This is a genomic window from Kitasatospora sp. NPDC091257 (assembly GCF_044757675.1).
Classification (GTDB): domain Bacteria; phylum Actinomycetota; class Actinomycetes; order Streptomycetales; family Streptomycetaceae; genus Kitasatospora; species Kitasatospora lactacystinica.
The window spans coordinates 1-21,117 of sequence record NZ_JBIVVI010000013.1; the positions used below are offsets into that span (position 1 = coordinate 1).

Below are 21,117 nucleotides of genomic sequence, written 5' to 3' on the forward strand. Positions count from 1 at the left end.
GCCATGGGGGTCCTCCCGGCCGGAGGCCGGCGGAGGCACCCTCGACTTCCTGGGCCGCCGCGACCAGCAGGTGAAGCTGCGCGGCCACCGGATCGAACTCGGCGAGATCGAGACCGCCCTGCGCGCAGAGCCCGCCGTCGTGGACGCGGCCGTCGTGGTCCTCGGCGAGGGAGCCGACGCCCACCTGGTCGGCTACCTCGCGGTGGACCCCTCGGCGGCGACCGCGGACGCCTTCGGCACGCCCGCGGTGGAGGAGCGCCTGCACACCCGTCTCCCGGACCACATGGTGCCCCGGCGGTGGGTCGTGCTCGACGCCCTGCCCCTGACGGCCTCGGGCAAGGTGAACCGGGGCGCCCTCCCGGCGCCCGGTCACGAAACCGGCCGCGAACGGATCGCCCCGCGCACCGATGCCGAGCTGCTGGTGGCCGAGGTGTGGGAGACCGTGCTCGGGGCCACCGAAGTCGGTGCGCGCGACGACTTCTTCGCGCTCGGCGGGCATTCGCTGGCGGCCACCCGGGTCGCGGGCCGGCTGATGGCGGCGCTGGACTTCGCGCTGCCGGTGCGCCTGCTGTTCGAGCACCCGGTCCTGGCCGACTTCGCCACCGCGCTGGAGGCCCTGCTGCTGGCCGACCTCGCCGAATCGGCGGACCTCGCCGAATGGGCCGACCCGGCCGACCCCGCCGAATCGGCCGACCCGGCCGAACCCGCCCGCCCGGCCTCCGTCACCGGTGGCGGTGCCGCATGACCGAGGTGTCCGCCGAGCGGCGGGACCCCCGGCTCACCAACGCGCTGCGTGCCCGGCTCGCCTCGGCCCGCCGCACCGCGGTCCGCGGCACCCCGGCGATACCCGCCCGGCCGGACGCGGGCGCCCCGGCCCCGCTGTCGGCCGCACAGACCCGGCTGTGGTTCCTCACCCAGCTGGATCCGGAGAGCACCGCGTACCACATCCCGGTCGCCCTGCACCTGCACGGACCCTTGGACCGTGCGGCGCTGCTGGGGGCGGTGCTGGATCTCGCCGAGAGGCACCAGGTCCTTCGAAGCCTGATCGTCGAGACCGACGGCGAGCCGGTGGCGGTGGCAGGCCCGGCGGACGCGGTACCGCTGGCCGAGGCCGATCTGACCGGGCCGGGCGAGCGGGAGTCGCTGGACCGCCGCCTGATCGAGGACCTGCGCAGGCCGTTCGACCTGGCGGTGGAACCGCCCCTGCGGGCGGTGCTGCTCCGGCTCGGCGCCGACGAGCACGTCCTGGCACTGACGGTCCACCACATCGCCTTCGACGCCTGGTCGAGGACGGTGGCGGTGGCGGAACTGGCGGCACTCTACTCGGCGCGGCTCGGGCTGGCCGAGTCTCCCGCACCGCCACCGGTCCAGTACGCGGACTACGCGCACTGGCTCTCCCGGCGGCCGGAGGACGGCGACCGCGCGGAGACCGACCTGGCCTGGTGGGTCCATGCGCTGTCCGGTCTGGAGCCGGTCCTGGACCTGCCCACCGACCTGCCCCGCCCACCGATCGCGGAACGGACGGGCGCGGAGGTGCCGGTGATCCTTCCGGCCGCCCTGACCGCCAAGGTGCGCGGGCGGGCCGCCGAGACCGGCTGCACGCCGTTCATGGTGCTCCTCGCGGTCTGGCAGGAGCTGCTGGCCCGGCTGTCGGGCGTCGAGGACGTGCCGGTCGGCGTGCCCGAGGCGGGACGACGGCACCCCGACACCGAGCACACCATCGGCTTCTTCATCAACACCCTGACCATGCGGACCGACCTGTCGGGCGGGCCGAGCGGCCGGGAGCTGCTGACCCGGGTGCGCGACGCGGCGCTGGAGGCCTTCGCCCGCACCGAGGTCCCGTTCGAGCGGATCGTGGACCGGCTGCGCCCGGCTCGCGACCTCTCCACCACGCCGATCTTCCAGGTCCTCCTCAACGTGATCGACACCCCGGCGGTGGCGCCGCGCTTCCCGGGCCTGACGGCGAGGGTCTTCGCACCGCCGGCGACAACGGCCAAGTACGAACTGAACCTGGCGTTCGCGGCCACCTCCTCGAACGGCACCGGCGACACCTACGAGGGGTCGCTGATCTACCGCACCGACCTCTTCGAGCGGCACACCGCGCAGCGGATCACCGAGTGGTACGCGGTCCTGCTGGACGGTGTGCTGTCCGATCTCGACCGCCCCGTGCGCGAGGTGGCCGTGGAACCGGTGGACGGACCGCTGCTGTCCGGGCCGCGCCGGCAGTTCGACCTGGAGCAGCCGCTGCACGGTCTGGTCGAGCGCTGGGCGGCCGAACGGCCCGACGCGACGGCAGTCGTGGGCCCCGACGGTGAACTCACCTACGGACAGCTGGACCGGCGGGCGAACCGGCTCGCGCACCGGCTGCTCGCGGCCGGAGTCGGACCGCGGGAACCGGTCGCCGTCCTGGCCGACCGCCGGACACCGCTCGTGGTCGCCCTGCTCGCCACCCTCAAAGCCGGCGCGATCTACCTGCCGCTCGACCCCGCGTACCCGGACGACCGGCTGGCCGACATCCTGTCGACGGCGGGTGCGCGAGTCGTCCTCGCGGAACAGGAGTTCGCGCGGCGCCTCCCGGGGCGCGGCGCGGACCTCGCGGGCACCCCCGGGGAGCTGCTGGTCCTCGACGGTCCGCCCGCCCCGGGTACGCCACCGGAACAGCCCGGCGGAGCACCGGGCGTGACCGTCGATCCGACCGCGCCGGCCTACCTGGTCTTCACCTCGGGCTCGACCGGCCGCCCCAAGGGCGTCACCGTCGAGCACCGGCAGATCGTGCACTACCTGCACGCGGTGACGGAGCGACTGGCCGGCTGCGGTGTCGAGGGGGGCGCGTTCGCCCTGGTGTCGACCCACGCGGCGGACCTCGGCATGACCAACCTCTTCGGCGCGCTGGCCACCGGCGGCACGGTGCACCTGGTGGACCGCGAGGTGGCCACCGACCCGGAGGCGTACGGGGAGTACCTGGAGGCGCACCCGGTCGACGCGGTCAAGATGGTGCCGAGCCACCTCGAACTGCTCGCCGCCCACGGGGACCTTGGCCGCGTGCTGCCCCGCAAGCTGCTCATCCTCGCGGGAGAGGCCTGCTCCTGGGACCTGGTGGCCAGGATCCGCGCCGCGCGGCCCGAGCTGTCCGTGCAGGTGCACTACGGGCCCACCGAGACCACAGTGTCCGTGCTCGGCTGCGCCGTGGAGGAGACCCCGCCGGCCCGGCGTTCGGGGACGGTTCCGATCGGTCGGCCACTGGCCGACGTGGACTGCTACGTGGTCGACTCCGGCGGCCGGCCGCTGCCCGCCGGGGTGCCCGGCGAGCTGTGGATCGGCGGGCCGAGCGTGGCGCGCGGGTACTTCGGCCGCCCCGACCTCACCGACGAGCGTTTCGTCCCCGACCCGGTGACCGGCACCGCGCGGTGCTACCGCTCCGGGGACCGGGTCCGGCTGACCACGGCCGGACTGTTCGAGTTCCTCGGCCGGATCGACGACCAGGTCAAGATCCGCGGCTTCCGGGTGGAACCGGGCGAGGTGGCCGCCGCGCTGCGCGACCTGCCCGAGATCGCCGAAGCGGTGGTGCTGCCGGTCGGCGAGGCCCATGCCAGGCGGCTCGCCGCCTGGGTGACCCCCGCGGCGCCGGCGTCCGGCGTGGACGTCGCGCGCGTGCGCACGGCGTTGCGCGAGCGGCTGCCCGACTACATGGTGCCCTCGGCGATCGTCGTGCTCCCCACGCTGCCGCTCAACCCCAACGGAAAGGTGGACAGGTCGGCCCTGCCCGCCCCCGAGCCGGCGGCGAGTACCGAGCACATCGCCCCGAGCACGCCGACCGAGCTGCGCGTCGCACAGGCCTGGGCACAGGTCCTCGACCTGGACGCCCCCGACGGCATCGGCATCGACGACGACTTCTTCGCCCTGGGCGGGGACTCCTTCCGGGCCGTGCGCGCCGTCCGGGCGATCGACCCGACGCTACGGGTGATCGACCTGTTCACCCGGCCGACCGTGCGCGAGCTTGCCGCGTTCCTCGACACGGCGCAGGCGGGCGGGCCCGGCGGTGAGCGCCGCCTGCTGCACCGGCTGGCGGGTCCCCCGCCCGGCCGACTCCCGACCGTCACCGTGGTGTGCCTCCCCTACGGCGGCGGTTCGGCCGCCGCCTACGGTCCGCTCGCCACGGAACTGGCCACGGCGATCCCCGGCGCGGCCGTGCTGGCGGTGGAACCGCCGGGGCACGACCCGGCGCGGCCGGACGAGCCGCTGCTCCCGCTCACCGTGCTGATCGACCAGGTCGTCGCCGAGCTGGCCGAGGCGGCCCGCCCGGCCCCGGGGACGGGTGGCCGGGTCGGCCCGGTGGCGGTGTACGGCCACTGCGTCGGCTCCGCCGCGGCCACCGAACTGGCGCTGCGTCTGGAAGCCGAAGGTGTCCCGGTGACGGGCCTGCTGGTCGGCGGGAGCTTTCCCGGCGCGCGGCTGCCGGGGCGTCTGTCGACCTGGCTGCGCAGCAGGTTCCCGGCCACCCGCTGGACGTCGGACCGGGCCTACCGGGACTTCCTGCGCACCCTCGGCGGCATGGACGACGGCGACGGCGACGGCGACGGGGAAGCGGCCGAAGCGGCACAGCGGACCGTGCTGCGCGCTCTGCGGCACGACGTGGACCAGGCGCAGGGCTGGTTCACCGGTGAACTGACCAGGGCGGACGCCCGCAGGCTACGAGCCCCGGTGCTCTGCGTGATCGGCGAACGGGACCGGTCCACCGAGCTCTACGAGGAGCGGTTCACGGAGTGGGGAGCCTTCGCCGACCGGGTGGAGCTGGCCACCCTCCCCAGAGCGGGCCACTACTTCCTCAAGCACCAGGCCGCCCAGCTCGCCGCGCTGATCGGCGAGCGGCTCGGTGCCTGGGCCGGTGGCCTGCTGCCGGAGCCGATCGCCGACGTCACGGTCGTCGGCCGGACGGCGCGACATGACCTCAGGAAGTTCTATCTCGTCGCCGCGGGCCAGACCGTCTCGCTGATCGGCAGCGCGCTGACCTCGTTCGCCCTCGGCGTCTGGGCCTACCAGCGCAGCGGGCGAGTCCTCGACTACGCGCTGATCAGCATGCTCGCCATGCTCCCGGCGATCGTCGCGGCGCCGCTGGGCGGCGCGGTGGCGGACCGGATCGACCGCCGCCGGGTCATGCTCACCTGCGACGCCGTCTCCGCGACCGCCACGGTGTCCCTGGTGGCCGCGCTGTGGAGCGGCAGCCTGGCGCTCTGGCAGGTCGGTCTGATCGTGGGCGTCATGTCGCTGGTGACCGCGTTCCGGCGACCGGCCTACCTGGCCGCCGTCGCCCAGCTCGTCCCCAAGCCGTACCTGGTGCAGGCCAACGGGCTGGCCAACCTCGGTGCCGGCCTGGGGACGCTGATCGCCCCGCTGGCCGGCGGCGCGCTGATCGGGCTGGTCGGCCTGCCCTGGGTGGTGGCCGTGGACGTCGCGTCGTTCCTCGTCGGCGTGGCCGCGCTGCTGTGGGTGCGCTTCCCCGACCGACTCTTCCGGCGGCAGAAGGAATCCTTCGCCCGGACCGTCGTCGGCGGCTGGCGGTTCCTGATCCGGCGGCGTCCGCTGATGATCATGATCGTGTTCTTCATGGTGGAGAACTACCTGGGCACCCTCGCGGTGACGCTGACGGTCCCGAGCGTGCTCTCCTTCAGCGGCACCACGGCGGTGGGCGTGGTCACCGCGGTCGGCGGCGCGGGTGCCGTGGCGGGCAGCCTGATCGTGGCGCTGTGGGGCGGCACCGTGCGGCGGGCGACCGGCATGGTGGGGTTCGTGAGCGGCGTCGGCCTGGGCGTCGTCCTGGTCGGCCTGCGTCCGTCGGTGACGCTGGCGGCCGTGGGAGCACTCGTCTGGTGGGCGTCCATGAGCATCCTCAACGCGCACTGGCTGGCCATCATCCAGCTCAAGGTCGGCCCGGAGCTCCAGGGCCGGGTGCTCGCCACCAACCAGATGCTCGCCGTCGCCATGACCCCGCTGGCCTTCCTCACCGCCCCGCCCCTCGCCGAGCGCTTCTCCGGCCTGCTGAACCCGGGAGGGGCGCTGGCAGGCACCGTGGGGCGAGCCCTCGGCACCGGGCCGGGCCGCGGCACCGGCCTGCTCCTCGTCACCTGCGGACTGCTGCTGATCGCCTGGGCCGTCATGGGCCTGCGCCACCGCCCCCTGCGGTACATGGAGGACGAGCTGCCGGACGCCGTCGCCGGTGCGGAGATCGCCGAGGACCTCGACGCCCTGCAGGCCGCGGCCGACCGCGCCCATGCCCGGCGGGGGACGGTGACCGGACCGGGATGAGCGGAGCCGACGGCTCCGGCCCACCGGGGAGTTCTGGCGCCACCGCGGTCCCTGTGGCCCCGCGGCCACCCTGCGCAACTGACCGGAATTCGGCACGCCGGGCGTGGCGACCCGGTGCGTGATCGCGGTGCCGGCACACCGACCGACACCCTTCCGGCGTGCCGGCGCCCCTCGGGGCGCCGGCGCCGAGGCCGGCGTCAGTAGATGAGGACGTCCCAGTGGCTGCCCTCGTTGCAGTACAGGTTGCCCGACGCGGCCTTCCACTGCGGGTAGCCGTCGCCCCGGAGGCCGATGTAGGTGAAGCTGTTCTGGATGTAGTTGTCGATGCAGGAGCTGCGGGCGATGTCGACCTTGTAGCCGTTGTAGTGGCTGTAGGTGCCGGAGGCGTGGCCGACCTCGGTCCCGCCCGTGATGTTGATGGCGCAGCCGCTGGCCTGCTTGAGGGTGATGACGGCGCTCACCGTGCCCGAGTTGATCTGGTCGAACGAGGTACAGGTGGAGTTGGACCTGGTGGTGCAGCCCCCACTGGAGCTCCACGTGACGCCGGCGTTGCTGAGCTGACTGGCGGCCGTCGACTGCGACAACTTGGTGCCGCTGGCGCCGGCCGTGGGCGCCGAAAGCGCGAGGCCGGCCAGGGCCAGGGCGACGACGGTGGCTGCGGTGCGTGGCTTCATCTGCATCTCCCGGTGAGGATGGTGTGCCTCCGACTCGGCTCCCTGCCCTCCTGCCGCGCCTCGGCGGGAGGGCGGGAAGCCCGGAGCCGGGCCTGAGGAACCGGCCCGGACGAAGGGGACGTACGCAGTGCTGTGACGCGGCGGTGCTCCGGCGCGAGGGCCGACCGGTCCGTCCGGCGCCACCGCCCGCGGTTCCCGGGCAACGGGGACGACGGGCTTCGAGCGCCAGCATCGCACCAGGATGCCCCACCGTTGTCTATGCGAGTAGACCCCGGTCTGTGAATTTCGCGTGACGGGGAGCGGCCTTCAGCGCGTCGAAGCGCTTCACGGGGCGCCGCACGATCACGGAACCGGGCCCCTGCGGTACGGCCGGGCGGGGTACTCCGTCGGGGCAGTGGCGGCGTGGCCGCTGGCGCGTCGTGCGCGCACGGAGTAGACGACTCTTCGACGCGACGGCAGCGACGGTCCCCGGGGCCGGGACAGGGTGTGGTGGGCCGAGGATGCGACTGGCTCTCGTGACGTGCTTCAACGCGGACTGGCACTTCGGCAAGGTCCCCTCGCCGTACGTGCCGCTGAACCTCCTCGGGCTGGCCGCGGTGGCCCGGCGCAGCGGGCACGAACCGGTGGTGGTGGATCCGACGCTCGCGCTGCTGGAGGGCCGGGTGGGTGACGGGCCCGAGTTCCACCGGGAGGTGGCGGAACTCATCTGCGAGTCCCGGCCCGACGTCGTCGGCCTCACCACGATGTGCAACTCCTACCCTCAGACGCTGGCGCTGGCCCGGCAGTGCCGCGAGCTGGATCCCGACGTACGGATCCTGCTCGGCGGCCCGCAGGCCTCCGTGGTGGACGTCGCGACCCTGCGCGAGTTCGGCTGGATCGACGCGATCGTGCGCAACGAGGCGGACCGGTCCCTCGTCCGGGTGCTCGACCGGTGGGCGGCGGGCGACGACCTGGCCGGCGTGGCCGGCACCACCTGGCGGGGGCCGGACGGCGGCCCGGTGCGCGAACCCGCCGCACCGCTGCTGCAGGACCTGGACGAACTGCCCTTCCCCGCCTACGACCTGTACCCCTTCGAGCGGACCCTGCAGGACCTCGCGCCGGTGGAGGCGGGCCGGGGCTGCCCGTACGGGTGCACGTTCTGCTCGACCAACGTGTTCTTCAACCGCGACTACCGGATCAAGTCGCCGGCCCGGCTGATCACCGAGATGCGGCACCTGCGGGACGCCCACGGATTCACCCGGTTCGACCTGGTGCACGACATGCTGACCGTCGACCGGCGGTGGGTCCTGGCGTTCTGCGCCGCCCTGCTCGACGGCGGGCAGGGCTTCGAGTGGGCGTGCAGCGCGCGGACCGACCGGGTGGACGACGAACTGCTGGCCACCATGGCCGCCGCCGGCTGCCGCGGGATGTTCTTCGGGATCGAGACCGGATCCCAGCGGATGCAGCCGCTGGTGCGCAAGCGGCTGCGCACCGACGCGGTGCTGCCGGTCATCCGCTCCGGCACCGACCGGGGGATCTCCTGCACCGCCTCCCTGATCGTCGGCTTCCCGGAGGAGACCACCGAGGACGCGGTCGCCTCGCTCGACCTCGCGCTCGACGTCCTGCAGCTCTCGCCGGACACCCAGGCGCAGATGCACCTGCTGGCACCACTGGTGGGCAGTCCGCTGTACGAGGAGCACCGCGAGGAGCTGCGCTTCGACGGGCACAGCTCCGACATCTCGCTCTTCCTGCTGGACGAGGAGGAGATCGCGACGGTCACCCGCCACCCCGACATCTTCCCGAGCTTCTACCACATCCCGACGCCGCACCTCGACCGCGACCTGGCCAAGGCGATCTCCGCCGCCACCTACACCTGCCCGACGCTGTTCCTCGCGCTGCGCACCGCCGGCGCCGACCTGCGGCAGGTGCTGACCGGCTGGACGCGCTGGCAGCACCGGCACGTCGGCCCGGAGCAGCTCCGGCCGGACTACTACCTCTACGGGTTCGTCCCGGACCTGTGCCGGTACCTGGCGGCCGAGGTCCTGGACGGGCTCGGACCGTGCGCCCCGGTCCTGCGCGACCTCATGGCGTACGTCGAACTGCGCTACGCACTGCAGCGCCGGCTGACCGAGGACGGGACGGTCTTCCGGGCCTTCGACTGCGACGTCCGGGAGCTGAGCGCCGCGCTGCGCACCGGTGGCGGCCTCGACGTGGAGCGCGTAGCGTCCGACCTGCTGTTCGTGAACCTGACGGCGTCCCGGGGCCGCGGCTACGCCTTCCTGGAGGTGTCGGTCCCGCGCACCGCCGACCCGCTGGTCCGGCCCGGGGACCGGCTGGAGATCCGCGACCCGGTCCGTCAGCTGCTGTCCCGTCCGGAGCTGGTCATCCGCAACACCTCGCAGCGGCGCGCCTTCGCCGCGAAACACCATCTGACCGAGCGCCACGTGACGGCGCTGGGGCTGCGGCGGGAACCGGCCGGCACCGCCACCGGGTGACCGGGCCGCGGCCCGCGGCCCGGTCACCCGCCGGGCCCGCCGGTCCGGACCCACCGACCGAAGTAGTGCACAGGACACCGGTACACCGAGACGAAGGAGAACATGATGGCTGGAGACGTGGCAGCGGAGCGCGGCAAGCCCGTCGGCGACCTGCCGTTCGAGGAGCTGGCGTTCGAGGAGGTCCCGTTCGAGGACCTGCCGGTCGGCGAGCTGGGCCTCGTCGAGCTGGAGTCGCGGGTCGAGGCGGAGGCCCAGGCGAGCGGCGTCACCACGGTCGTCACGACGGTCGTCTCGGGCCGGTGGTAGCCGAACGGCCGAACGGCGGGGTCCGGGTCGAACGGCACGTCGGCTGGCGGGGCGACAACGCCCTGGTGGAGGAGGCCCGGCGGCCGCTGCGGCGCCGGGTCGCCCGCCTGCTGCAGGTGGACGGCCTGGCGGCGACCACCGGCCTGCCGTCCGAACGGCGGATCGCCGCCGGGGTCGACCCCCGGGTCTTCTACACCTACCCGCTGCTGTTCTACACCGCCTTCCCCCGCGTCTCGCTGGCGCAGCTGCGGGCGCTGTCCGTCAGCGGCTCGTACCTCTTCGACTACGTGCTGGCCCTGGACGAGGTACTGGACCGCCCCTGTGCCCGCACCGGGGGCGGCCTGCTGCTGGGCGGCCTCCTCCAGCGCGAGGCGCTGCACGGGCTGTACGCGCTGCTGCCGCCCGCCAGCCCGTTCTGGGGCCACTTCGACCGCTACTTCGGGCACTTCTGCCAGGCGGTGCTGCGCGAGGAGGCCCGGCACCGCGGCCTGCTCCAGCCGTACCCCAGGGAGGAGCTGGAGCTCGTCTACGCGGGCAAGTCCGCGATCGCCAAGGCCTGCCTCGCGGCCCTCGCCGTACTCGGCGGGGACGAGCGGCCGCTGGCCGGGCTGGAGGCCTCGCACGACGCCCACTACGTGGCCTTCCAGCTCGCCGACGACCTGGCGGACTGGCGGATCGACTACCGGCGCGGGCACTACTCCTACCCCCTCACGGTGGCGTTCCTGCGGGCCGGCTGGCAGCGGCGGGTGGAGTCGGCCGAGCGGCCCCCGGTGTCCGAGGTGGCCGAGCTGCTCGCCCGGGAGGGCGTGGTCGAGGAGGTCCGCGCGCTGGCGCTCGACCACCTGGACCGCGCCGAGGGCGCGGCCGACCGGATCGCCGAGGGGAGCTGGCACGCCGCCATCCGGACCACCCGGCAGCGGATCGCGGGCCCGACGCTCGGCCTCGACCTGCCGACCGAGCCGCCCGCCACTGCTCCGCACGGTGCCCCGGCCGGGCCGGCCGCGGCAGTCGGGGCGTTCGGGGCGGCTGCCTGGCGGGGCGACCGGCGGACACCCGCGACACCGGTGGCGGCGTCCTGGCGGCCCTGGCTCGATCCCCACCGGGAGCCGCGCACGCCCGGGCCGGCGGTGCTGGCGGAGCAGTTCCGGGTCCTGGGGACCGCCGGCCCGGCGCGCACCACGGGTGAGGCCCTGTGCCAGGTCGGCCTGGCGATCGCGGCCTCGCGCCGGGCCCTCCCGCAGTTCGGCCTGGCCGAGCACCTCGGCGTTTCCGCGGCCGAACTCGACTGGCTCGACCAGCACGGCCCGTGGCTGGACGGCCTGCTCGCGCTCGGCCTCGACGAGCCGCCCGAGCCGTGGCGGCCGGGCCGCGCGGAGCAGTCGGGCCGGGTTCCGTCGGGCGGGGTGCCGGGCTGGGTGCCGCCGGCGGTCGGCCGGTACCTCGGCCACCGGCTGGTGAAGGGAGCCGGGCCGGGCGGCGCCCAGGCCCCCGACGTGCTGCTCCGCGCCTACCGCGCCGAGTCCGTGGCCTAGGACGGAGGCGACCGTGACGCTGCTGCTGATGGAGACCCGTGACACCGACCGGGTGTTCGCCGAGCAGTGGGCGGGCCTGCCCGGCCGCGAGGACCGCCCGTGGGACCCGGCGCAGCCGCTCCCCGGGGCACTCTTCGACCACCTGCCGTTCCTGCTGTACGAGTACTTCGCGACCGTCCCGATGGGCGCGGCCCGACGGGTGGCGCTGGCCGCGCGGGCGGGCGGCGCGGCCCGCTTCCTGCGGTTCCGGCAGAGCCGGGGCCAGTGCGCACCGGCCCGGGCCGACCGGGAGTGCGCGTCCCTGCGGCGTTACGCCACCCGGCAGTTGGCGGACGACCTGCCGGGCCGGGAGCCGTTCCGGCAGTCGCTCTCCGCCGGTTACCGCCGCCCCTGGGACCCGGCCGGCGCCGGGGCGGAGCTCGCGCACACCACCACGGAGGCGTTCGCCGCGCTGGCCGGGACGCCGGAGCCGGTCGGACCGGTGACCGAGTCGCAGAGCCGCCTGTACGCCGGGCTCGCCCGCTACCGCGAATGCGTCGACTGGAAGGAGGACTTCCTGCACGGCCACCCCTCGCAGCTCGTCCCCCGGCTGCTCGCTGAGCTGGGCCTGACGCCCTCGGCGACCCGCGCCGCCCGAACCGAGCTGGTCGCCGACGCGGCCCGCCGCTTCCACTACGGCGGCCTCGCCGAACACACCCTCGACGAGGCCGCCGAGCAGCTGTGCCGTGCGCTGGCGGCGGTGACCGACCTGCCGCCCGCGGGCTGGGTGGAGCGGCTCATCGGCTTCTCCGAGTCCGTCCGCGGGCTGCGCGCGGACCTCGACCGGATGCGCCGGGACGGGCTGGCCCGGGCGCGCGCCGCCGCGGGCCGGGGCGGCCGTCCGGCGGCGCGGCGGGACACCGCCCCCGGCGCCACCGTGGCCGCGGGCGGCAGGTCGGTCACCGCCGATACGATCGCCGACTCCCTTGCGGCAGCAGCCCGTTACCTGCGGCGGGAACAGGATCCGGCCGGCCGCTGGGGCGACTTCCTGCTGCTCGGCCAGCAGAGCACCTCCTGGGTCACCGGCTACGTCGGCTGGAACCTGGCGACCGTCGGCACGGCGGCGGACGCCCCGGCCCCGGCTGCGGCTGACTCCGGGGCCCCGGCGAACGCCCCGGCCCCGGCACACCAGATTCCGGTGAACTCCCTTGCCGCGGCTGCCGATTGGCTGGTCGCCAACCGCGCTCCGGGAGCCGGGTGGGGATACAACGGCCAGTGGCCGGTGGACGTCGACTCCACGGCGAACGCCCTGCTGTTCCTGACCCGGATCGGCGCGCCCGAACCGCAGCGGTGGCGACCGGCGTTGGACTGGCTGCTGTCGACGCAGCGACCCGACGGCGGGTTCACCACCATCGTGGACCCGGAGCCCTGGCTCGTCCGGTTCCACTCCGACGCCGGCGACCTGCGCGGTTGGACCTCCTCGCACCCGTGCGTGACCGCCGTGGCCGCCCTGCTGCTGGCCGGCCTGGACGGAGAGCGGGAGCGGCGCGCGGCGCTGCGGGCCGCGCGCCGGCTCCTGGACCAGCAGCGCCCGGAGGGCAACTGGGAGGCCTACTGGTGGGCGAGCGCGTTGTACACCACGTGCCGTGCGGTGCAGGCGATCGGAGAGCTGAGCCGCCGTACCGACCTGCCCGGGGCGGCAGCGGCCCGGGCGGGAGCCGCCGGGTGGCTGCTGCGCGCCCAACGCCCGGACGGGGGTTGGCCGCACGCGCCGAACCGCGCGTGCGCCGCCTTCGCCACCGCGCTGGCCGTCCAGGCGCTGGGCGAACTGCTCACGGCGCCGCCCGGGGACGACTGTCCGGCCCTCCGGGCGGCCCTCGCCCGCGGCACCCGGTGGCTGGTGGAACACCAGCGACCGGACGGCAGTTGGCCCGTCGTGCCGATCCTCCGGGTGCCCCGGCCGCAGCTGACGGAGCCCTGGGAACAGACGTCGTGGACGGAATCGATCGCGGGCCTCGACGTCGTCGCCGAGGACTGGCGGCGACTGTTCACCACGGCGACGGCGCTCCGCGCCCTGCACGTCGCATCGCCGACCGGCGGTGCGGTGCCCGCAATCCCGACAGGAGACCTGTGATGGCAACAGAAGAACGGCAGAGCGTGCCCCGGCGGTACCGCGCCACGGGCGCGGACGAGACCCGCCAGCTGATCGCCAGGATCCGCACCGCGTTCCCGGACGCCACCTTCACGCTGCAGCAGCGCGTCGTGGACGACAAGGGCGCGGTCGCGTTCGTGTGGTCGGTGCGCGGCACCCAGAGCGGCGAGGTGGACGGCTACCCCGCGACCAACGCGCCGGCCACGCTGACGATCGTCACCAGCGCGCTCATCGAGCCGGCCGGTTCACGTTAGGCGACGGGCTCTGGCCGACGGGCTACGGCCTCGGTGGCTCCGGCGGTGGCTCCGCCGGGGCCACCGCCGTTCCGTCGCGTTCCCCCAGCGGTTGAGGGACCGGGGCCGCCGCAGCATCATGAAGGGGTGGCCCGGCCGGACGGAGGTCCGGTCACGGGACACCTGTCCGTCCCGTACGCGATTGCGCCCCTCTCCCGCCCCTCGAAACCGTGCGCCGTGCGGGACGCCGCGCGGGCCGTCCTGCGGGGACGGGGACGCCCGGTGAACCGCGCTCGAACGTCCGGAACGAGAATTCGATGACCGAGAATTCGATGACCGAGAACGAAACCGCCATGGCCGCCGGTGACTTCGCCTTTTCCGAGGGGCCGGTGTGGTCGGTGCAGTTCGCCCAGACCAAGCCCGGCCTGACCAACGCCTACCTCGCCAACCTGGGGGCGCGGTGGAAGCCCCTGATGGAGGAGGCCAAGCGGCAGAAGCTGATCCGCGACTACCGCATCCTGGTCTCCCCGCCGACCGGCCGTGACGACTGGAACGTCATGATCGTGACCGAGGTCGAGAACATGGCCGCGCTGGACGGCTACAGCGAGCGGATGGCCGAGCTCTCGGCCCGGCTCGACGGGCCCGACCGGAAGTCGCACGGCTGCGCGCAGTTCCGCGAGCTGCTCGGAATGAGGCTGGCGCGGGAGGTCTTCCTGAAATGACGCCCCGCAAGTGACCCGAAGCCCCGCCGATCCGAGGCCCCGCTGACGCGAGGCCTTCCCGGCGGAGAGTTCCTCGCTTCGAAGGAGGAGAACCATGGAGCGCACGACGGAGCCGAAGGACGGCAAGAAGACCCTCGACCTGAAACGGTCCACCGTGGGCAACCTCGACGACCCGCTGCTCACCACCCAGGGCTGGAGCCTGTGGACCTGCGACGAGACGGCGTCGGCACCCGGGGCGCCCGAATCCCGGCGGGGGCGCACCAAGCGGCGCGGGCCCGAGTAGATGCCGCGGAGCCTCCCGGGAGGGCGGGGCACGGCCCTCCGAGCCGTCCCGCGCGTCAGCCGCGACGACTTCCGCGCACCGCTGCGCAAGGGCGAGCCCCGGGTCGTCCTGGACAACGTCCGGGACTGGCCTGCCCTGCACCGCTGGGACGCGGACTACCTGCGGTCCGTCGCCGGGGAGCGGGAGGTGACGGTCCGGGAGACGAACGGGCCACCCCGGAACGTCTTCCAGAACCTCGCGGCCGGCGGGCGGACCTCCTTCGGCCGCTACCTCGACTGGGTGCTGGAGACCGCCGGCGGGCTGGAACGGATCGCCCTGTCCTGCAGCGGCGCCGGTGAGATCACCCGGGCGGTGTGCGCCGACGGGTTCCGCTGCTCGTACTACCTCGACGCGAAGCTCCGGCAGCTGTCCGAGGACCTGCTCGACGACGCGCCGCCACCCGGCTGGTACCGACGCGGTCCGATCGACACCAACCTCTGGTGCGGCGTGCTCGGGACCTCCTCCGGACTGCACTGCGACGTGACGCCGAACTGCAACGTCCAGGTCGTCGGACGCAAGCATTTCGTCCTCTATCCGCCCTCGCAGGCCCGGCGCGTCTACCGCATCCCGCAGATCACGCACTGCCGCTTCGACCCCAACCTCCCCGACTACGAACGGTTCCCGCGGGCCCGCGGCGCAACCGGGTGGCAGTGCACCCTGGACGCAGGTGAGTCGCTCTACATCCCGGTGGGCTGGTACCACCAGGTGACGGTGGTCTCGGCCTGGGCGCTGAACGTCAACTTCTTCTGGCCGCGCCCGCTCGCCCAGGGGCTGTCGGCCCCGCCGCTGTGGCCGTTCCTGCTGCGGCGCGGGTGGGCCCGGCTGCGCGACCGGAGCTGACCGGCGGTGGGGTCCGACGCGGCCGGCCCCGGCCGGCCCGTGCAGGATGAGCCCGTTCGGGGTGGGCCCGTGCAGGGCGAACCGGCCTGGGAGGCCGCGGAGTTCTTCGTGCTCCGCACCCCGCTGCTGCCCCTGGAGGCCCTGCTGGGCCTGGGCGAGGGACTCGCCGCCGCGCGGTGCGGCGGGCACCCGGACTTGGTCGGCGCCGCCGTCCGGCGCGACCGGCTGCGGGTGCGCGCACGGCTGCGGGCGCTGTACGGCCGTGCCGACGTCCGGGAGGCGCTGTCCGTCGCCTCCTCCTCGCTCACGACGGGCCTGGACACCTGGGAGCACTCACCCGACAGCCGGCGCGGCCGGAACGCCGAGCACAGCCTGCTGCGCTACCTCGCCCGGATGTCCGCCAGGCCGACCCCGTTCGGACTCTTCGCCGGCTGCTCGGTCGGCTCGGTCGACCCCGCGGAAGACGGCCCGACCGCCCTCGAACTCGGACCGTCCTCCTCCTACCGGCGCCGCACCGGCCTGGACTTCGGCTACCTCGGCGCGCTGACCGCCGACCTGAGGCGGCGGCCGGAGGTACGACGGCACCTGGTCCACCGGCCCAACTCCAGCCTGTACCGGAGCGCCGGGCGGCTCCGGTACGTCGAGGTGCTCCGGACGGACGCGGGCCCGACCCACCGGCTGGTCGAGGTCGAGCCGGCGCCGTGGCTCCTCGCCGCCGTCGACCGGGCGGGATCCGGCGCCCGCCCGGACGAACTCGTCGCCGCCGTACTCGCCGCCGAACCGGACGTGGAGCCCGGGGAAGCCCGCCGGGCCGTCGAGGAGTTGATCGAGCACCAGATCCTCGTCCCCGAGCTCGCACCGCCCGTGAGCGGGCCCGAGCCGCTGGCGGACCTGCTCGCCCAGGTCCGGCCGTTCGCCGAACGGGCCGGGCTCGGCCCCGTCACGGCCGCGTTGGACGCCGCGCGGCGGCAGCTCGCCATGGCGGACCGGCGGCCGCCGGGCGAGGCGTCCGGCCACTACGCCCGCGCGGCGGCGCTGCTCACCTGCCCACCGGTGGCGGCGGACCCGTCCGGGCCGGCCGGGCTGTTCCGGATCGACCTGGTGAAGCCGGCCGCGCGGGCCGTGCTGGGGCGTGTGGTGGCCGCCGAGGTGCTCCGGGGCGCCCGGCTCGTCCACCGCTTGGGCGGCACCCGCCCGGACCCGCAGCTCGCGCGGTTCACCGCGGCCTACCGGACCCGCTACGGCGCCCGCGAGGTACCGCTGTGCGAGGCGCTGGACCCGGAGTCCGGCCTCGGGTTCCCCGTCCGGGCCGCCCCGATGGCCGCCGCCGAACCGCTGCTCGCCGGCCTGGACCTCGCCGGCCTGGGCCTCGCCGGCCTCGACCCGGACGGCCTCGACCTCGCCGGCCTCGCCGGCCAGGACGCTTCCGGTCGGCCGGTGGACGGCGAGCAGCGCTGGGACGGGCGCCACCGGCTGCTGCTGACCTGGCTGGGCGAGGCGGTACGCACCGGCGCCCGGGAACTCGTCCTCGGCCCGGAACGGCTCGACGCGCTCACAGCCGCCGACGAGAGCTCCATCGACCGGCCACCGCTGCCCGACTCCTTCGGTGTCGTGGCGAGCATCCTCGCCGAGAGCTCGCAGGCGGTGGCGCGGGGACGCTACCGGGTGCACATATCCGCCCTGGGCGGACCCTCCGGGGCGTACCTGCTGGGCCGGTTCTGCCACGACGGCGACGACCTCACCCGGTGCGTCCGGGCCCATCTGCGCGCCGAGGAGGCGCTCAGGCCGGACGCGGTGTTCGCGGAGATCGCCCACCTGCCCGGCGAGCGGATCGGCAACGTCCTGTGGCGGCCGCTGCTGCGCGGCCACGAGATCCCCTGCCTCGGCCGCTCCGGGGCGCCGCCCGACCAGCAGATCCCGCTGACCGACCTGACCCTCGCCCCCGACGGCGACCGCCTGGCGCTGCGCTCCACCCGGCTGGGGGCCGAGGTCGTCCCGCGCCTGACGTCCGCGCACCACTTCGCCGCCCCCGCGAACCTCGGCCTGTACCGCTTCCTGTGCGCGCTGCAGGCCCCGCAGCAGGCGCACGGGCTGGACGCCGTCCTCGGGCCGCTCGCCGCCGCGCCGTACCTGCCGCGGATCGTCTCCGGGCGCCTGGTGCTCGCCCGGGCGCGCTGGAACCTGACCGAGCGCCAGCTGTTGCGCTTCACGGCGCCGTCCCCGGGCGAACGGTTCGTCGCCGTACAGGAGTTGCGCCGGGAGCTGGGCCTGCCGCGGTGGGTCGCCGTGGCGGAGGGCGACCGGCTGCTGCCCGTCGACCTGGAGAACACCGTCTTCCTCGACATGGCGGCCCGGCTGCTGGCCGGCCGCTCCACGGCCACCGTGGCGGAGTTGTTCCTCGGCGACGAGGACGTGCTCGCCCGCGGCCCCGAGGGGCGGTTCACCCACGAGATGGTGGTCCCCTTCGTCCGTACCGGCGCGCACCCGCCCGCGTATCGGCGGGCGCACCCGCCCGCGCGCGGGGCCGACCCCGGGCCACCGCGTGCCGCCGACGCGCGACCGTGCGTACGGAGCTTCCCGCCCGGGTCCGAGTGGCTCTACGCCAAGCTCTACACCGGCTCGGCCGGCGCCGACGAAGCCCTGCGCCGGGTCGTCCGGCCGCTCGTCCACCGCGCCCTCGCCGAGGGCGCGGCGGACAGCTGGTTCTACGTCCGCTACGCCGACCCGGACTGGCACCTCAGGGTGCGGCTGCACGGCGATCGGCGGCGCCTGGCCGCCGACGTCCTGCCGGCCCTGTACGACGCGGCGCAGCCGCTGCTCGCGGACGGTGTCGTCCGGCGCGTCCAACTCGACACCTACGAGCGGGAGATCGAGCGCTACGGCGGGCCGCTCGGCATCCGGCTCTCGGAACTCCTGTTCCGGCAGGACAGTGAGGCCGCGCTGCGCACCGTCGAGTCGCTCGGTGCGGAGGGCGGTACGGAGGGCGATACGGAGGGCAGCATCGAGCGCGGTGCGGAAGGCGGCGCGGACTCCCGCTGGCGGGCCGCGCTGGTCGGCATCGACCGGCTGCTGACCGACCTCGGCCTGCCGCGGGCCGAGAAGCGCGCCCTGGTGAGCGCCGCCCGCGACCGCTTCCGCGCCGAGTTCCGGGTGGACCAGGCCGCGCGACGCGGGATCGGCGACCGTTACCGCCGCGAACGCGCCGCCCTGGAACGACTGTTGGCGGACCCGGGCACGGCGGACGACACCTCCGCGGCCGTCCGGTCCCTCGCGGCGGAGCTGCGCGAGGGGGTGCGGACCGGGCAGATCGGCACCCCGATCGCCGCCCTGGCGGGCAACTACGTCCACCTGCACGCCAACCGGGTGCTGCGCTCCGCCGCCCGGGCACAGGAACTGCTGCTCTACGACTTCCTGTCCCGCCTGTACGCGGCGCCGGAAGCCGGAGCCGCCGCCCCGTCGGCCCGGCCGTCGCGGCGCAGCACCATCCCCTCGGAGCCGATCCGGTAGACCGGGGCGAACCCCGCCTCCGTCAGCACCCGGGCGAGCCTCGGATGCTGGTACAGGACGTGGACCTCCCTGGGGGCCCGCTCCAGCGAGGCGGTCAGCCGTCCGACGACGGCCCGCAGCGTCTCCTCGGGGAACGGGTCGAAGAGGAAGACGGTGTCGACCCGGTCCGGCACCTCGAACCCGGCCGCGTCCGCGCAGTGCACCTCGGTCCGACAACTGCCGGCCCCGGCCCGGCGTCCACGCAGGTTCGCCCGGGCCACGGCGCAGAGCTCCGGGGACAGCTCCACCCCGACCGCCTCCCGGAAGCCGTGCCGCGCGGCGAGCAGCAACGCCCGGCCCTTGCCCGAGCCGAGGTCGAGCAGCACCCGCCGACCGTCCGCGGGCAGCACCCGCACCAGCTCGGCGAACATCCAGGGGCTCGCCCCCTCGTGCCGGGCCGCCACGTCGATTCCGGTCTCGGTGCCGTGGCGCAGGTCGAAGAGCAGCTCACCAGCACCCAGCCGGACGGCCCGGACGACCCCGACCCGACGGCACACGGCGGGGAACGCCCGTGCGACGATCCCCAGCCGGCCGACGAGTGCGTGGAGAATGACCGATCAACCCCTCGGACGAGGACGGGTGCACGGGCTCGCCTCCAGGCTATCGAGGCCGGGGCCGTCCCGCGCGTGAGGAGCGACCGCGGACCCCGGTGAAGGCGGCGTCGAGGGCGGGGACGTCCACCAATGACACTCAGGAATGAGGTGCTCAGCGCTTGGCGGCGGCCTCGGCAACGCCTTCATGAGCCTCATCGTCACCGTCGGGCGACGACGGGAACTTCCGCATGGTGCGCATCGGCGAAAGGAGAATCGGAACGAAGGCGAAACAGCCGGCGGCGGCACACACGAAAAGCCCCTGGCGCACCCCGAGCCAACCAGCTGCGGCGCCGCCCAGCATGGCGATGGCCTGAAGGCCGGGTCGGCGGCCGCCTGATCACCGGCAACGAGGGCGGCCCCGGCCTGCCCGATCCGCTGGCTTCGCGGACCGGGCAGGTGATCAGTCGACGGGCGGGCCGTGGGTGTTCAGCAGCTCAGGTTGTTGCCCGGTACGGTGCCGAGCAGTTGGGTGAAGCGCTGGTAGGCGTTGATCCGGCTCTGCACCTGTGCGGGGTTGCCGCCGTTGCACTCCAGTGAGCCGTTGATGCTGCGGATGGTCTCGCCGAAGCCGTAGCCGTTGACGATCGCGTTGTGGGGGGTCATGGTGCCCGGCCCGTTCTGGGTGTTCCAGTACCAGAGCGCGGTCTTCCAGGCGACGGCCGGGTCGGTCTGCACCAGGTTGGGGTTGCGCAGCAGGTCGATGCCGAGGGCGTCGCCGGCCGCCTTGTAGTTGAAGTTCCAGCTCAGCTGGATCGGGCCGCGCCCGTAGTACGCGGCCTGCCCGGCCGGGCAGCCGTACGGCTGTGAAGTGTCGCAGTAGTGGGGGTAGTTGGCGGTGTTCTGCTCGACCACGTAGACCAGCGCGCCGGTCTCGTGGTTGACGTTGGCGAGGAAGGCCGCGGCCTCCTGCTTGCGGACGGTGTCGCTGCCGGTGGCCGCGAAGGCGGGGTAGGCGGCGAGGGCGTCGATCAGGCCCTGGTAGGTGTAGAAGGGGTTCCGGTTCGGGAACATCTGGTCGAACTGGGCCTGGCTGACCGGGAATCCGCTGGGGTTCGGCGTGCCGGTGGACGTGGGCGTCGGCGTGGCGGTCGGGGTCGTCGTCGGGCCGGTGCCGCAGCCGCCCTGGTCGGACCAGACGCCGGAGCCTCCGGTGCTGGGCGGTTCGTTCTGGGTCCACCACTTGGCGAGCCAGTTGTGGCCGTTGTAGGAGACGGCGGCGCCGCCGGTGTAGACGGCCGAGGAGTTCCAGGGCGTGGCGCAGACGGCGGCGCTGGCGTTGGCCGCGGGCAGCAGCAGGACCACCGCCAGTGCCGTGGCGACGGCGGAGAGCAGTGCGAGCAGGCGTTTCGTGGACACTTGATCACCCCTTGTGCGGTGTGGGGCCGCACGGTCGTGGAGGTAGGGACGTCGGGGCAGGGGAGCCAGGCCCCGCGGGTGTGGG

15 protein-coding genes are annotated in these 21,117 nt (G+C 74.6%); 11 read left to right on the top strand and 4 right to left on the bottom strand.

Features of this window, described 5'->3' with window-relative positions; genetic code table 11:
• Both ACIQOV_RS01245 and ACIQOV_RS01250 read left to right on the top strand, forming a co-directional pair.
• A partial coding sequence (locus tag ACIQOV_RS01245) for a phosphopantetheine-binding protein (protein WP_401043491.1) occupies positions 1-745 on the top strand: 745 nt, incomplete at its 5' end.
• Entirely contained in the window at positions 742-6,303 is a 5,562-nt protein-coding gene (locus ACIQOV_RS01250; protein WP_401043494.1) for an amino acid adenylation domain-containing protein, read from the top strand. The genes ACIQOV_RS01245 and ACIQOV_RS01250, both read left to right, overlap by 4 nt.
• A 197-nt stretch (positions 6,304-6,500) precedes the next feature.
• Here the strand turns inward: ACIQOV_RS01250 and ACIQOV_RS01255 are convergent, their stop codons facing one another.
• Positions 6,501-6,983, bottom strand: coding sequence for a hypothetical protein (locus ACIQOV_RS01255; RefSeq protein WP_380352678.1), 483 nt, complete (start codon positions 6,981-6,983; stop codon positions 6,501-6,503).
• Between the two features lie 494 nt (positions 6,984-7,477).
• Between ACIQOV_RS01255 and ACIQOV_RS01260 the strand changes: the two genes are divergently transcribed.
• The 9 genes from ACIQOV_RS01260 to ACIQOV_RS01300 all read left to right on the top strand — a co-directional run bounded on the left by ACIQOV_RS01260 (position 7,478) and on the right by ACIQOV_RS01300 (position 19,044).
• On the top strand, positions 7,478-9,451 hold the full coding sequence (locus tag ACIQOV_RS01260) for a B12-binding domain-containing radical SAM protein (RefSeq protein WP_401043497.1): 1,974 nt from the start codon (positions 7,478-7,480) through the stop codon (positions 9,449-9,451).
• 102 nt (positions 9,452-9,553) lie between these two features.
• Positions 9,554-9,757 (top strand): hypothetical protein, encoded by a 204-nt coding sequence (locus ACIQOV_RS01265; RefSeq protein ID WP_359829662.1) that lies wholly within the window; start codon positions 9,554-9,556, stop codon positions 9,755-9,757.
• Complete coding sequence (locus ACIQOV_RS01270; RefSeq protein WP_401043501.1) at positions 9,751-11,289, top strand: hypothetical protein; 1,539 nt, start codon at positions 9,751-9,753, stop codon at positions 11,287-11,289. Before ACIQOV_RS01265 ends, ACIQOV_RS01270 begins: the two co-directional genes overlap by 7 nt.
• Positions 11,290-11,302: 13 nt before the next feature.
• Entirely contained in the window at positions 11,303-13,402 is a 2,100-nt protein-coding gene (locus ACIQOV_RS01275) for a prenyltransferase/squalene oxidase repeat-containing protein (protein WP_401043504.1), read from the top strand.
• Entirely contained in the window at positions 13,402-13,674 is a 273-nt protein-coding gene (locus ACIQOV_RS01280) for an ester cyclase (protein ID WP_359897263.1), read from the top strand. Before ACIQOV_RS01275 ends, ACIQOV_RS01280 begins: the two co-directional genes overlap by 1 nt.
• A 311-nt stretch (positions 13,675-13,985) precedes the next feature.
• Positions 13,986-14,375: a hypothetical protein gene (locus ACIQOV_RS01285; RefSeq protein ID WP_401043505.1), complete on the top strand. Its 390-nt coding sequence runs from the start codon at positions 13,986-13,988 to the stop codon at positions 14,373-14,375.
• A gap of 94 nt (positions 14,376-14,469) precedes the next feature.
• Positions 14,470-14,658, top strand: coding sequence for a hypothetical protein (locus ACIQOV_RS01290; protein ID WP_401043508.1), 189 nt, complete (start codon positions 14,470-14,472; stop codon positions 14,656-14,658).
• A complete protein-coding gene (locus ACIQOV_RS01295; protein ID WP_401043510.1) occupies positions 14,659-15,537 on the top strand; it encodes a cupin-like domain-containing protein in 879 nt (292 codons plus the stop codon).
• 69 nt (positions 15,538-15,606) lie between these two features.
• Positions 15,607-19,044 carry a lantibiotic dehydratase gene (locus ACIQOV_RS01300; RefSeq protein ID WP_401043513.1) on the top strand — a complete coding sequence of 1,146 codons (3,438 nt, stop codon included), beginning with the start codon at positions 15,607-15,609 and terminating at the stop codon, positions 19,042-19,044.
• Here ACIQOV_RS01300 and ACIQOV_RS01305 read toward each other — a convergent pair.
• From ACIQOV_RS01305 to ACIQOV_RS01315, 3 genes are all read right to left on the bottom strand, one after another.
• Positions 18,939-19,580, bottom strand: coding sequence for a class I SAM-dependent methyltransferase (locus tag ACIQOV_RS01305; protein ID WP_401043516.1), 642 nt, complete (start codon positions 19,578-19,580; stop codon positions 18,939-18,941). The two genes, ACIQOV_RS01300 and ACIQOV_RS01305, sit on opposite strands and share 106 nt — an antisense overlap.
• A 208-nt stretch (positions 19,581-19,788) precedes the next feature.
• On the bottom strand, positions 19,789-19,977 hold the full coding sequence (locus tag ACIQOV_RS01310) for a hypothetical protein (protein ID WP_401043518.1): 189 nt from the start codon (positions 19,975-19,977) through the stop codon (positions 19,789-19,791).
• A gap of 125 nt (positions 19,978-20,102) precedes the next feature.
• A complete protein-coding gene (locus tag ACIQOV_RS01315; protein ID WP_401043521.1) occupies positions 20,103-21,032 on the bottom strand; it encodes a glycoside hydrolase family 19 protein in 930 nt (309 codons plus the stop codon).
• Between the last annotated feature and the right edge of the window lie 85 nt (positions 21,033-21,117).

Bases quoted from the DNA above. Each gene is read 5' to 3' on its own strand.
- ACIQOV_RS01265 (WP_359829662.1), top strand. From the start codon at position 9,554: ATGATGGCTGGAGACGTGGCAGCGGAGCGCGGCAAGCCCGTCGGCGAC.
- ACIQOV_RS01290 (WP_401043508.1), top strand. From the start codon at position 14,470: ATGGAGCGCACGACGGAGCCGAAGGACGGCAAGAAGACCCTCGACCTG.
- ACIQOV_RS01295 (WP_401043510.1), top strand. From the start codon at position 14,659: ATGCCGCGGAGCCTCCCGGGAGGGCGGGGCACGGCCCTCCGAGCCGTC.
- ACIQOV_RS01255 (WP_380352678.1), bottom strand. From the start codon at position 6,983: ATGCAGATGAAGCCACGCACCGCAGCCACCGTCGTCGCCCTGGCCCTG.
- ACIQOV_RS01285 (WP_401043505.1), top strand. From the start codon at position 13,986: ATGACCGAGAACGAAACCGCCATGGCCGCCGGTGACTTCGCCTTTTCC.
- ACIQOV_RS01260 (WP_401043497.1), top strand. From the start codon at position 7,478: ATGCGACTGGCTCTCGTGACGTGCTTCAACGCGGACTGGCACTTCGGC.
- ACIQOV_RS01280 (WP_359897263.1), top strand. From the start codon at position 13,402: ATGGCAACAGAAGAACGGCAGAGCGTGCCCCGGCGGTACCGCGCCACG.
- ACIQOV_RS01310 (WP_401043518.1), bottom strand. From the start codon at position 19,977: ATGCTGGGCGGCGCCGCAGCTGGTTGGCTCGGGGTGCGCCAGGGGCTT.
- ACIQOV_RS01250 (WP_401043494.1), top strand. From the start codon at position 742: ATGACCGAGGTGTCCGCCGAGCGGCGGGACCCCCGGCTCACCAACGCG.